The organism is Sorangium sp. So ce281, from assembly GCF_051527395.1.
GTDB lineage: Bacteria > Myxococcota_A > Polyangia > Polyangiales > Polyangiaceae > Sorangium > Sorangium cellulosum_B.
The window spans coordinates 8297503-8311122 of sequence record NZ_CP150322.1 but is presented as its reverse complement, the minus strand read 5'-3'; the positions used below and the strand labels follow the sequence as shown (position 1 = coordinate 8311122).

General features: G+C 72.9%; 6 protein-coding genes. 2 read left to right on the top strand and 4 right to left on the bottom strand.

The features are described from left to right. Positions 1-320: 320 nt before the first annotated feature. A complete protein-coding gene (locus WMF27_RS31575) occupies positions 321-1622 on the top strand; it encodes a hypothetical protein (RefSeq protein ID WP_437943223.1) in 1302 nt (433 codons plus the stop codon). A gap of 112 nt (positions 1623-1734) precedes the next feature. Here WMF27_RS31575 and WMF27_RS31570 read toward each other — a convergent pair whose 3' ends face one another. Continuing rightward, complete coding sequence (locus WMF27_RS31570) at positions 1735-3351, bottom strand: SUMF1/EgtB/PvdO family nonheme iron enzyme (protein ID WP_437765157.1); 1617 nt, start codon at positions 3349-3351, stop codon at positions 1735-1737. Positions 3352-3526: 175 nt separating this feature from the next. Then, positions 3527-7384, bottom strand: a complete 3858-nt coding sequence (locus WMF27_RS31565) for a serine/threonine-protein kinase (protein WP_437943222.1) — start codon at positions 7382-7384, stop codon at positions 3527-3529. A 432-nt stretch (positions 7385-7816) separates the two neighbouring features. Here WMF27_RS31565 and WMF27_RS31560 point away from each other — a divergent pair, with 432 nt between their 5' ends. Beyond that, on the top strand, positions 7817-8551 hold the full coding sequence (locus tag WMF27_RS31560; RefSeq protein ID WP_437943221.1) for a Uma2 family endonuclease: 735 nt from the start codon (positions 7817-7819) through the stop codon (positions 8549-8551). A gap of 111 nt (positions 8552-8662) precedes the next feature. On the opposite strand, the gene hrpA is transcribed toward WMF27_RS31560, so the two are convergent. Together hrpA and WMF27_RS31550 are read right to left on the bottom strand one after the other, a co-directional pair. After that, entirely contained in the window at positions 8663-12442 is a 3780-nt protein-coding gene (gene hrpA / locus WMF27_RS31555) for an ATP-dependent RNA helicase HrpA (protein ID WP_437943220.1), read from the bottom strand. A gap of 161 nt (positions 12443-12603) precedes the next feature. Beyond that, on the bottom strand, positions 12604-13554 hold the full coding sequence (locus WMF27_RS31550) for a LysR family transcriptional regulator (RefSeq protein WP_437943219.1): 951 nt from the start codon (positions 13552-13554) through the stop codon (positions 12604-12606). Positions 13555-13620 lie beyond the last annotated feature (66 nt).

The window sequence follows — 13620 nt, the reverse complement described above, 5'->3', positions numbered from 1 at the left end:
CGCCGCGCTGCGGCGCCGCTGCGGCGCCGCGTTCCAGCTGGCGCCCTCGCTTCGCGCTACAGGTGGCGCGTGGCGCGTGGCCGCGCCTCCATCCACCGCGCCTCGCCGTGCGCACCACGTGGAATGACAAAGACGCTTCCATGATACATGTCATGGAACAGCCTCCGAGAAAAATCGCGGTCAGGTCAAAATCGTCACCACATCTCGTTGCAATTGTGCAATCTGAAATAGCGCGTTCATGCGCCCTAGCGGTCGAGGTTCATGTGAAGCTCTCCCGGTCTACCATGTTGGTTCCGCTTCTTGGGTTGGGTGTTCTGGTGATGACCGGCGCCGCAGGGTGCTCCTGCAGCTCCGGGGCGGAGGGCGACGCGGACGCGACGGCTGGAGCGAACGTCGGTGGAGCCGGCGGCGCGGGTGGGGGCGGCGAGGGCGGCGCGGGCGGGGGCGAGGGCGGCGCGGGCGGTGACGACGGGGGGACGATCGGCAACGGCTCCAGCGGCTCCAACACGGGTGGCAGCGGCCCCGTGACGCCCGATACGGCCTGTGTCGCCACGGTCGCCGAGGCCACGCTCACGAAGCGGCCGGTCGACATCGTGTTCGTCATCGACAACTCGCCCAGCATGGCGAACGAGATCATCAGCGTACAGAACAACATCAATGAGAGCTTCGCCTCGATCATCGGCGAGAGCGGCATCGATTACCGCGTCATCATGATCTCCGCGCACGGCGCTGCGGAGGTCGACGACTCGATCTGCGTCGGCGCTCCGCTCAGCGCCGCGAGCTGCGCCCCGGTGCCGGAGGCGCCGGGGAACAACCCGCCCGTCTTCTACCATTACAGCCACGAGATCAGGAGCAACGACGCGCTCTGCGTGCTCCTCGGGAGCTACAACGGCGGCATGCCCGACCAGTACGGCGTGGCGCCGTCCGGGTGGTCGGAGTGGGTGCGCGAGGACTCGTTCAAGGTGATCACCGTGATCACCGACGACCACGTGGGCTGCCAGTCGACGCACCTCCCCCGCAACATCTATATCGACGACACGCGGCAGCCCTGGGAGGAGGTCGCCACGGACTTCGAGGAGCTGCTGTTCGGCCTGGACCCGGCGGTCTTCGGCGACGCGACCGCGCCCAACTACGTCTTTCACAGCATCGTAGGGCTCCACGAGAACACGGTCCCCACGGACGCCTACGCGCCCGACGCGGACGTGGTCGAGGAGACGTGCGGCACCGCCGTGGCGCCGGGCACGGGCTACCAGACGCTCAGCAAGAGGACGGGCGGCCTCAGGTTCCCGCTCTGCCAGACGGACTCTTATGACGTGGTGTTCCAGGCGATCGCGGAGGGCGTCATCACGGGCGCGGTGGTCGCGTGCGAGTTCGCGGTGCCGGACTCGCCGCCGGGGGAGATCATCGACCTCTCGACCGTGGTCGTCCAGTACACGCCCGGCGACGGGAGCGAGCCGCAATCGTTCGCCCAGGTGGCGAGCGTGGCAGCGTGCGCCCCGGGCTCCTTCTACATCGAGAACGACATGATCACGCTCTGCCCCGACGCGTGCCGGCTGGTCCAGGACGACGCCATGGCGGCGGTCGACGTCCTCTACGGCTGCGATCCCGAACCGGCGCAGTGAGCTCGTCGGCCGGGCGGCGGCGCCGGTGAGCGCGGCCGCCGCCCGCTTTGGGCCGGCGCGGGGCGCGTCGAGCGCCCTGCGCGGCGGCCTGGCGCGTCTCCCGCGCGAACGCTCAGAGACAGCAGCGGAAGCCGATGTCCGCAGACGGGGTGAGGCGATCCTGGTCCAGGAGCGCATCGCACCTGGCCGCCTTCAGCGTGTCGCGCGTGATGTCATCCTCGTCCTGCTGCGAGGCCCGCGAGCCGCCGCGGACGAGGCAATTGCCCTGCGCGTCACAGGAGTTCTCCCACTCCGCCACGTTGCCGCTCATATGAAAGAGGCCCGTGATTCCGCCTTCGCAGGGCGAGATCGGCGGGAGCGGGTTGGGGGGCACGGGCTTCCTGGCGAACTCGCCGCTCGAGTCGCCCACCTTGCAGGTCGCCTCACTATAGAGATCGCTGTACGGGTATTCGTTCACGCCCTGGCCGGAGCACGCGTTGAACCACTCGCTCCGCGTCGGGCTCGCGAAGTCGGCAGGCGAGTTCGCGCCTCCGCCGATCCTGCCGCAGAGGTGTTTGCCCATGTAGGAGCAGTACGCGTAGGCGTCGCACCAGTCGACGTGGGTGACGGGCACTCGCCCCTCCGTGTAGGGCCACCCGCTCGAGGGACGGTAGATGTTCCCCGCGCACTCCGCCGGCATGCCGGCGAGCACCGGGTTCGCCTGGAGGAAGAGATCGTACTCCTGCTTCGTCACCTCGTATTGATCGATGCAGTAGCTCCCGCCGCCGCTCACGGGCGAGATCACCATCCACGCCGGGCACGCGCAGACGCGGTTCGTGGCGTTGCAGATCGACGTCGCGCAGTCGGCGTTGGCGCTGCAACGCTGCCCCGCCGGGCACCGGGCGCTGCACCCCTCCGTGCCGCCGCAGTCGATGTCGGTCTCCTTGCCGTTCTTCACGCCGTCGCTGCAGGTCGCGGCCTGGCAGACCTGCTCGTGGCAGACGAGCTCGATACAGTCGGTCGATTTGGAGCACGCGTCGCCGGGCGGGCAGCCGGGGCAGATCCCGCCGCAATCGACGTCGGTTTCCTGGCCGTTCTTCACGCCGTCGCTGCAGGCCGGCTCCAGACACTGGCCATTCACGCAGCTCGACGACTCGCAATCCGAGCCCGCCGCGCAGCCCTTGCTGGTCTTGCACGGCGGGCACGCCGGGTTGTCGTCGCGCGGCGCGGCACCGCCGCCGCAGTCGGTGTCCGTCTCGTCGCCGTCCTTCACGCCGTTGTCGCACCGCGCCGCCACGCACGCGCGCCCGGCGCCGCCGCTGCCCCCGCCGCCCTCCTCGCACCGCCCTGAGAAGCAGTCCGCGGCCTCCGCGCACGCCTGATCGACCCGGCACGGCGTTGCGCAGGCGCCGCCGCAGTCGACGTCCGTCTCGTTGCTGTCCTTCGCGCCGTTGGAACAGCTCGGCATCTCGGCGCCGCCTTGCCCGCCGGCGCCGCCCTGTCCGCCGGTGCCGCCCTGCCCACCGGCGCCGCCCTGCCCACCGGCGCCGCCCTGTCCGCCGGTGCCGCCGCCCTGTCCGCCGGTGCCGCCGCCCTGTCCGCCGGTGCCGCCGCCCTGTCCGCCGCTGGTCGTGACGCCGCTCGAGGGCAGGTCCCCCGTCGTGGGAGGCCGGTATCTGTCTTCGCTGCTGCACGAGACAGACGCGGCGAGGGCCACGAGGGGAATCAGAACGACGGACGACCTGAGCATGGAGGTGCCTCCCTGTGTTCGAACACGAGGTCAGAGATAGAGGCTCAGCTTACTTGCGACGTCGCCTGTCCCGGGTGACAAAAAGATGCTCCCGCCCGGCGGCCGGAATCACCGCCTTGTGGGCTCCCCCGGACGGCGGATGGCCTCTCGCTCTCGCCCCAGCGCGGCTGGCGCTTCAGGGCGCGTGTCCGTCGAGCCAGCCTTGCGCGAGCTCCAGGATCCGCGCGTTGTCGGGGACATCGCGCAAGAAGCGCTCGCGCCAGACAGGATCGCCGATCCTCCCGGCCCGCACGAGCAGCCCGTTGCGGGCCAGGGCGATGGCGCCCTTGGCCTCGGCCATCTGGCCCGTCGCGGCCAGCGCCTCGGCGTGGACCAGGCGCACCAGCGGGCCCTCCTCGTCACGGGGGCCCGACTCGAGCAGGGACAGGGCCTGCGTCGTGGCGGCGAGCGCCTCGCCGGCGCGCCCGAGATCGAGCAGCGCGCGCGCGCGCGCCGCGATGGCCGCGGGGAGCCGCTCCGGCACCCCCCGCGCGAGCGCCTCGGCCGCCTGCGCCTCCGCCTCGGCGAGCGCGGGCTCCCCCGCGAGGAGCAGGACGCGCGCGAGCTGGAGCCGGCTCTCGCACTCCCGCCGCCGGTCGCCGCGGCGCGTGAGCGCCTCGATCGAGCTCCGCAGGGCCGCCCTCGCCGCGTCGACCTCGCCCGCGTGGGCCAGCGCGAGGCCGAGGTTCTGCAGCGCGTTCGGGACCCGGTCGTCGAGCGCCATCCGCTCCGCCTCCTCGAGCCCGGCGCGGAGGACCCCCGCCGCCGCCTCGAAGTACCCGAACTGGACGTAGCAGAGGCCCATGTTGAGCCGCGCCCGGCACGCCTCGCGGCGATCGCCGATGTCCTCGAACGCGGCGAGCGCCGCGCCCATGCTCGCGATGCAGGCGCTCGGATCGCCGTTGTGCTGCCGGAGGAGCCCGTGCAGGTAGAGGAGCTTCGCCTCGATCATGAGATCCGCGGCCGACGCGTCCTCCGTCGCGCGCTCGACCGCGTCGATCAGCGCGTCGACGCACGCGTAGCGGCCGCCGAGCAGGAGCACGATCGCCCCCTCGAGCAGGCAGGCGTTCCTCGCGATGCGCGCGCCGTCGAGCGGCTCCGTGCCGAGGACGACCATCATCCAGCGCTCGACGCGCTCGTAGTGGCCCTGCTTGTGCCCCGCCCCCGCGAGCTGCGTGAACGCCGAGAACCACGCCACGGAGCCCGGCGCGAGGTGCCGCGTCGCCTCGATCCCGCGCTGCTCCGCGAGGGCCGGCTCGCCGCGCCAGAGCAGCGCCTCGGCCTCGACCAGGCGGAGCGCGCCCACCGCGGCAGGATCCGGCCTGCAGGCGATGCCGCGCTCGGCGCAGGCGATCGCCTCGGCGAGGTCGTTGCCGCGGAGCGCGTTGTCGGCGGCGCGCAGGTACCACTCGGCGGCCTTCTCGGGCTCCTCGCCGCGCTCGAAGTGCTCGGCGAGCGCCCTCGGATCGCCCTCGCCGGCCGCCTCGAGGAAGCTGCCCGCGAGCGCGTGGCCGATGCGGAGGTCGCGCGCCGTCAGCATGCCGTAGGCCGCCTCGCGGACGAGCGCGTGGCGGAAGCAGTACTCCGCGTCGTCCCGCGGCCGCCCCTCGCCCCGCCGCGCGATCACCTCGCGCCGGAGCAGCTCCGCGAGGACCTGCGCGATGTCGGCGCTCCCGAGGAGCGCGGCGACCGCGCTCGACCTGAACGTCTCGCCGAAGATGCTCGCCGCCCGGAGGAGCCGCCGCGCCTCGGGGTCGAGCGTCTCCAGCCGCGCCTGCACCATGGCCACGACCGTCTCCGGCTGGCCCTCGCTGTTGCCCTCGGCGGCCGCGCGGATCTGCTCCTCGAGGAAGAACGCGTTGCCGTCGGCGCGCTCGACGAGCCTCCCCACGAGGTCGTGCGTCGCGTGCGCGCCCAGCGCCTCGCGCACGAGCCGCTCGCTCGCGCGGCGCGGGAGCGGCGTGAGGTGGAGCTCGTGGGCCAGCCGGCCCTCCCAGAGCTTCGGGAAGAGCCGGCGCACGTCGGGCCGCCCCAGCGCCAGCACGAGCAGCGGCATGTCCTTGAGCTGGCGCAGCGCCTCGTCGACCATCGTGACGGTGGGGAGGTCGCCCCACTGGAGGTCCTCGAGCACGAGGAGCACGGGCCCCGCGCGGCACGCCGCCTGGAGGAAGTCCTCCCAGGCGTGGCGGAGCTGGTCGCCCATCAGCACGGCGTCGCGCCGCGCGAGCCGGAGCTGCACGTCGTGCTCGTCGGGGAACGGCGCGCCGACGAGCTCGCCGAGGAAGGCCGCGACGCGGGGCGCGTCGATGCCCCCGTGCTGCTCCACGCGGCTCCGGACCTTGCGCTGCCGCGCCTCCAGGGGCTCGCCGTCGGCGACGCCGAGGGCGTCCCGGAGCGCGCTCGCGAGCAGGCCGAAGGCCGCGCCGGCGCCCATGGGGTCGCCCTGGCCGAGCCAGACCTCGATCCTGTCTCCCCGCTCGCGGAGCTTGCGGATGAGCTCCTTTCGCAGGCGCGACTTGCCCATCCCGGCCTCGGCCGTCACGAGCACCGCGCCCGCGGCGCCCTCGTCGATGCAGCGATCGACCTCGGCCACGAGCATGGCGAGCTCGCGCTCGCGGCCCACGTAGGTGGTCGGCTTGCCGAGCAGCTGCGCGGTCCGCTCGTCGCGCGCCCCGTGCAGGACGCGGCCCGCGGCGTCCTCGGTGACGTCGAACCGCATGCCGATGAGGCCCGCGGTCACCTCGTCGATGCGGACGCCCGCGGCGGGGGAGCGGTCGTCGTGGGCGGCGAGCATCTGGAAGGCGCGGTCGATGAGCTCCCCGACGGGCACGCGCGCCGAGAGCTCCGCCCGGCCGGTGGCGAGCGCGACGGGCCCGCCGCCGAGCAGCTCCTGCAGCGCGAGCGCGCACCTGGCGGCCCGCGCCGCGAGGTCGGTCGGCGCGCCCGCGCCGGACAGCACGATGAGCGGCGAGCGGCCCTCGAGGAGCTCGAGCTCGCCGCGGTACTGCTCGGCCACGTCGTGCAGCTGCCAGAGCTCTGCCTGGCGCGGCTCCGCCGCGGCGCTGGAGCTGACGGCGCGCTCGCGGGTGACCACGAGGCAGGTCACGCGCCGCTCGCCTGTCGTGAGCTCCACCGCGCGCGGCGGGAACGAGCGAGGCCCGCCGACGCTGCTCTCGGGCGCGTCGATCGCGGCGAGCTCGGCCGCCACGGCGCTTCCATCGGCCGGCCGGTCCAGCGGCGATTTCGCCAGCATGCGGGCGACGAGATCGTCGAGCGCGGCGGGGGTGCCGGGCCGGAGGTCGCGCGCGCGGGGCGGCTCCTCGAGGAGGACCTTCATCAGCACGGCGAGCCCGGCGTTGCCCTGGAAGGCGGCGCGGCCGGTGAGGCAGCGGTAGAGGATGCAGCCGAGGGCGAACACGTCGGCGCGGGCGTCGACGCTGAGCTCGCCGCGCGCCTGCTCGGGGGCCATGTACCCGGGCGTGCCCAGGACGAGGCCGGCGGCCGTGAGCGGCTCGTCGGTGACGGCGCGGGCGAGGCCGAAGTCGATGAGGTGCACGCGATCGAGCGAGCCGCCTTCGAGCAACAGGTTGCTCGGCTTCAGGTCGCGGTGGACGAGCCCGAGCCTGTGGATGGCGCCGAGCGCCCTCGCGACGTGGAGGCCGAGCTCGAGGGTCTCCTCGAGGGTGAGGCCCTGGCGGATGAGCCGGTCGGAGAGCGTCTCGCCGTCGAGCCACTGCATGGCGAGGTACGGCTGTCCCCACGCGGTGGTGCCGTGCGCGACGTACCGCACGACGCCGGGCACCCGGGCGGCCGCGAGCGTGTGGGCCTCCCGCTCGAAGCGGACGAGGTGCTGGGCGCTCTCGGTGGTCAGGAGCTTGATCGCGACCGCCTCGCCGGTCTCCTGATCGCGGGCCCGGTAGACGGCCCCCATCCCGCCCGAGGCCGCGAGGTGCTCGATGCAGAACCGGCCGTCGATGATGTCACCTACCTGCATCGCTCACCGAGGACCCGGACGAGGAGCCTCGCCGGCGCGCAGCCTGCCAGCGGGGTGAGCGCTGCGTCCAGTGCTCATTGGAGCGGCGCGTCGCGGCCAAGCGGGCGTACGTCTTAAGGAAAAACCCGATCGAGGGGAGCGGTGGCGGCCGTCCGTCGGGTGGCGCGCGGCGCGCGGTGCGGTCCTGGGGCCCTGTGCGGCGGGGCTGGGGACCTCGCGCGGCGACGCGCGCTCGGGCCGCGGCGCTGCCGCGCCTTGGCGGCGTGGCTGTCGGCGCGGCGGGCGCTGGGCACCGGCCGCGCGCCGGCGTGGTAGGCTGCGACGCCGGTCGACTGGCCGACGGTGACCTCCATGCGCAACCCCCTGAGCTCCTCTCTCGTGCCCACCGTTCCCCCGGGAGCGGACGAGCTACCTTGCGACGATGGTGAGCCGATGGAAACCGAGCGCCACCGCAAGCAGATGACGCTGCTCATCGAGACGCTCGAGTCTGCGTGGCGGGACCGCACCGACTTTTACGTCGGCGGCAACATGTTCATCTATTTCAGCGAGCTGCAGGCGAAGAAGAACGACTTTCGCGGGCCTGACGTGTTCGTCGTTCTGGACACCGAGCGCAGGGAGCGGAAGTCGTGGGTCGTCTGGCAGGAGGGCGGGCGGACGCCCGACGTGGTCATCGAGCTCGTCTCGCCGTCGACCGAGGCGATCGACCGCGGGGAGAAGATGCGCACGTACGCGAAGCTGCTTCACGTGGCGGCGTATTACCTCTTCGATCCGCTGAGCGGCGTGATGGAGGCCTATGCGCTGGACATGGCGTCACGCTCGTACACGGTGGCGCCTCCTGACGCCGATGGGACGTTCCCGTGTCCGCCGCTCGGCTTGAAGCTCGGTGTTCGGCGCGGCGTCTACCAGGGCCTCGAGGCGGACTGGCTGCGATGGCTCGACGGCGAGGGACGGGTGCTGTCGAGCGCGGAGGAGGACGCGCGCGCGGCGCGGGAGCAGGCGCGCTCGGCCGCCGAGCAGGCGCGCGCGGCCGCCGAGCAGGCGCGCGCGGCCGCCGAGCAGGCGCGCGCGGCCGCCGAGCAGGCAGAGGAAGAGGCGCGGCGCCGGGGGGACATGGAGCGGCAGCTCGCGGCGGCGCTCGCGGAGATCGAGCGGCTCAAGCGGGGGTGACGGTCCACGTAGGCCGTCGCCGCCGTAGGCCGTGGCCGCCAGACGTCGCGCCAGGGCGGTGGGTGGCTTCGGGCCGCCCTGTCCCGAGGCGTTGAGCGCGTCCCTGCGCCGCTATCCCAGCAGCCGCTTCCACTGCTCCGTGAGCCGTTGCGGCGAGACCGGGACAGCCGCCTTCAGCTCGGGCGCGAAGAGCGACACCCTGAGCTCCTCGATCAGCCAGCGGAACGACTCCAGCTCTTCCGCGGGCACCCCCTTGTCGCGCAGCCCCTGCTGGTGCTTGAGGTAGTCCTGCCAGAACGGCAGCACCTGCGCGGCCTTGCTCTGGTCCTTCTGCGGCCCGTTGGGCAGCCGCTCGAGCCGGATCTGCGCGGCGCGCAGGTACCGGGGCAGGTGCGCGAGCCGGTCGACCGGGGCGCGCGAGAAGAGCCCGACCGGCAGCAGGAAGTCGACCTGCGTGCGCACGTCGTCGAGCGCCGGCCGGGGCGCGCCCGGCTTGCCCGTCATCGACCGGAGCATCGCCTGCACGCGGTCGAGCTCGACGCCGATCTCCCGCGCCAGCCCCGCGAGCTTCCCGAGCACGCCCTGCAGCGACGCGCGGCCCTTGTCGAGGCGCGCCTGGAACGCGGCCTTCGTCCTCGGAAAGGCGCCGGGATCGCCGAGCTGGAACGCCTCGTCGAGCGCGCGCAGCGCGATCTGCCGGGCGAGGCCTGGCTCGCCCGGGGCCACCTTGGCGCCGAGGCCGCTCACGGCCACGGCGCTCCGCAGCGGCTGCTCGAGCTGGCTCATCTTGCCCCCGAGCTGCAGCAAGAGGAGCCGCCGCAGCCCGGCGCGCGTCGCCTCGGCCGCCGCGGCCCTCGAGGCGAGCACGCGCACCGACACGGACGTCTCGCCGTCGACCAGCGCCGGGTAGCCGAACACCTTGTGGCGCCCGGCGTCGACCTGGACGCGTTCGGGCAGCGCCTCGACGCTGAACGACGTGAGCCCGTCCCGCTCCAGGCCCGCCTTGCCGACCCTCGCCCAGGCCTCGCGCGCCCGGCCGGACAGCCGCTCCTTGAGCTCGCGGAGCTCGCGCCCCTCGCCGATCACCCGGCCGTCCTCGTCGAGCACGCGGAAATAGAAGCGCAGGTACGGCGGCAGATCCTGGGGCCGGAACGCGTCGGCGGGCACGCGCTCGGCGGTGCGGTCCTCGACCGCGCGCGCGAGGACGGCACGCAGCGGGCCCTGGAACGGCCGTAGCTCCGCCGCGATCTCCCGGGCGACCTCGCGGAGGGGGGCGAGCGGGACGAGCGCCTTGCGGAGCGATTTCGGCAGCGACTCGAGCAGCTGCGCGATCTTCTCGGCGTGCCACCCGGGGATCATCCACTCGAGCTCGTCGGGATCGGCCTGCGGCAGGAGCACGAGCGGCAGCGAGAGGGAGATGCCGTCGTCGTCCTCGCCCGGATCGAAGCGGTAGGAGAGCGGCACGGCGGCGCCGTAGAGGTCGAGCGCATCGGGGAAGCGCTCGGGCGTGAGGTCCGCGGCCTCGTCGAGCAGGACGTCGGCGAGCGACAGGTGGAGCGCCCGCGGGTCCTCCGCCTCGGCCTCCTTCCGCCACGCCTCGAACGTCTTGCCGTTGTAGACGCCCTCGGGCACGCGCCGGTCGAAGAAGAGCTCGAGCGCGTGCTCGTCGGCCAGCATCTCGCTCCTCCTCGCCTTGTCGCGCAGCCGGCTGACCTCCTCGAAGAGCCGCCGGTTCGCGTCCATGAACGGCGCGCGCGTCGTGTACTCCTGCCGGACCAGCGCGTGGACGAGGAAGATCTGGCGCGCGGACTTCGGGTCGATCGCCCCGAAGTCGACCCGTCGATCCTTTGCGATCGGCAGCCCGTACAGCGTCACCTGCTCCCGGGCCATCACGGCCGCCGGCTTCGCGGCCCAGTGCGGGTCGCTGTGGCTGCGCTTGCAGAGCGGCCCGGCCGCGGCCTCGATCCACGCGGGATCGAGGGCCGCCGCCATCCGGGCGAAGAGCTGCGACGTCTCGACCAGCTCGGCGGCCATGATCCACGCGGGCGGCTTCTTCGCGAGGCCCGACGACGGGTGGAGCTGGAAGCGCGTCTGCCGGGCGCCCAGGTACACCTTGTTCTCCTGGTTCCACATGCCGATGCGGCTGAGCAGGCCGGGCAGGAGCGCGCGGTGGATGGCGTCGCCCTTCGCGGGCGCGTCGCTCGGCGAGAACCCCATCTCCTTCGTGATCCGGCTGAGCTGCCGGTGCACGTCGGCCCACTCGCGCATGCGGAGGTACGAGACGAAATGGTCGCGGCAGGCCTTCCTGAGCTGGTTCTGGGTCAGCCGGCCCTGCGCGTCCTGGTAGAAGCTCCACAGCTTCAGGAGCCCCACGAAATCGGAGGCCTCGTCCTTGAATTTCCGGTGCGCGTCGTCGGCCTGCTTCTGCGCGGCGAGCGGCCGCTCCCGCGGATCCTGCACGCCGAGCGCCGCGGCGATGATCAGCACCTCGGCGAGCGCCCCCTCGCTCTCGCCGCCCAGGACCATCCGGCCGAGCCGCGGGTCGAGCGGCAGCCGCGCGAGCTTCCTGCCGGTGTCCGTGAGCTCACCCGCGCCGTCGAGCGCGCCGAGCTCCTCGAGGACCCGGTAGCCCTCGTCCACGGCGCGCTTCGACGGCGCGTCGAGGAAGGGGAAATCCTCGATGGCGCCGAGCCCGAGCGCCTTCATCTGGAGGATGACGCCCGAGAGGCCGACGCGCAGGATCTCCGGATCGGTGTACGCGGGCCGCCCCCTGTCGTCCTGCTCGTCGTAGAGCCGGAAGCACACGCCGCTCTGCACGCGGCCCGCGCGCCCCTTGCGCTGATCGGCGCTCGCGCGCGAGATGGGCTCGATCTGGAGCTGGGTGACGCCCGTGCGCGGGCTGTAGCGGTTGACGCGGGCGAGCCCGGAGTCGATGACGTACACGATGCCCGGGATGGTGAGCGACGTCTCCGCGACGTTGGTCGCGAGCACGATCCGCCGCCCCGGCAGGGACTGGAACACGCGCTGCTGGTCGCCCTGGGGGAGCCGCCCGTAGAGCGGCAGCAGCGTGGTGTGCGGCAGGCCGTGGCGCGTGAGCTCGGCCATGGTGTCGTGGATCTCGCGCTCTCCGGGGAGGAAGACGAGGATGTCCCCGCGCGGATCGATCGAGGTGATCTCCTCGACCGTGGCGGCGACGGCGTCGGCGACCTCGGCCTCTCCGCTCTCCGGGCGGCGGTGGATGACCTCCACGGGGTACGTGCGGCCGGAGACCTCGATCACCGGGGCGCCGTCGAAGTAGGCCGCGAACCGGTCGGTCTCGAGCGTCGCGGAGCTGACGATGACGCGGAGATCCGGGCGCCTCGGCAGGAGGCGCTTGAGGTAGCCGAGCAGGAAATCGATGTTGAGGCTGCGCTCGTGGGCCTCGTCGATGATGAGCGTGTCGTAGCCCGAGAGCCGCGGATCGCCCTGGATCTCGGCGAGGACGATGCCGTCGGTCATGTACTTGACGTAGGTGGCCGCGCTCGTCCTGTCCGAGAAGCGGATCTTGTAGCCGACCTCCTTGCCGAGCTCGACGCCGAGCTCCTTGGCGACGCGGGCCGCGACGCTGGCGGCGGCGATGCGGCGCGGCTGCGTGACGCCGATCCGGGCGGAGAGGCCGCGGCCCATGGCCAGGCAGATCTTGGGGAGCTGCGTGGTCTTGCCCGAGCCGGTCTCGCCCGCGACGATCACGACCTGGTGCGCCTCGATGGCCCGGGCGATGTCGCGCACCCGCGCCGAGATGGGCAGCTCCTCGGGAAAGCGGATCGGGCCCCCCGACGCGGGCGGGGACGAGGTCCGGCCGCCGGGGGCGGGCGGAGCGGGGGGCTGCTCTTGCGGAACGCGGGGACTCACGGTGCGCGAGGGGGTAGCACCTCCCGCCGCGGGATGCCGTCCGAAGCGGCGCGCCCGCCACCCCGCGCCCTGTCGAGGGCCCCCTGCGGACGACGAGGGATGGATGTGCGCAGTACGACAGCGCGACGCACGAGCGCGCGGCGCGGAATCGTCGGCATCCTCTATCCGACCGCGGGCACGGTGGCCGGCTCGCTGCGCCGCGCGCGCCCGGGAAAGCCGCGGCCGAGCTCGCGCACCACCTCGCTCACCAGCTCGCGCAGCCAGCGGTGACGCGCGTCCTGGTTGAAGCGCCGGGCCCAGGCCACGCATATGGGCAGCTCGGGCGTGCTCACGGGACAGGCCTGACGGTGCAGACCGGGAGCGAGCACGCGCACGATGTCGTCGGGCAGCGTGGCGACCAGATCCAACTCACGCACGAGCGTGATGGCTGCCTGAAAGCTCGGCACCGTCACCGCCACGCGCCGGCGCTTGCCCAGGGCGCGCAGCGCGTCGTCGACGTAGCCGCCCTCTTCGCCGCCTGGCGACACCAGCGCGTGCTCGGCCGCGAGGAACGCTTCGAGTGTGAGCTTCTTGCGCTTGCGTGTGACCGTGACGAAGCGGCGCGTGTACTGCACGCTCATCACCAGCTCGTCGAGCATGGGAATGCGAACCTGCCCCCGCAGGTCGGGCAGCACCGCCAGATCGACCACGCCGCGCACGGCCTCGTGCGCGCTCTCGAGCACCAGCGGACGCACGCGGATGTCGAGCCCGGGCGCCGCCGCGCGCATGCGCTCGAGCAAATGGCTCGTCAAGACGGCCTGCATGTCGTCGCCGAACGCGAGCGTGACCAAGCCTCGGGCCGTGCGCGGAACGAACGCGCTGGGTGGACCGAGCACGCGCTGGGCGCCTGCCAGGAGCGAACGCACCTCGGGCAAGATCTCGTTGGCCCGCTGGGTGCGCACGAGCTTTCTGCCCGTGCGCACGAGCAGCTCGTCGCCCGTGGCCTGGCGCAGCTTTTCGAGCGTGCGACTCATGGCGGGCTGGCCCACGCGCATGCGGCGAGCGGCCAGCGTGACGCTCTCGGTCTCGAGCAGGGCGAGCAGGGCAGGCAAGAGGTCGACGGGTGCATCCATGCTTTGTAAGCATACATGATAGTCCGAGAATCGATTTTCGGCATGGTCGAGAGCGGGGCATGTTGA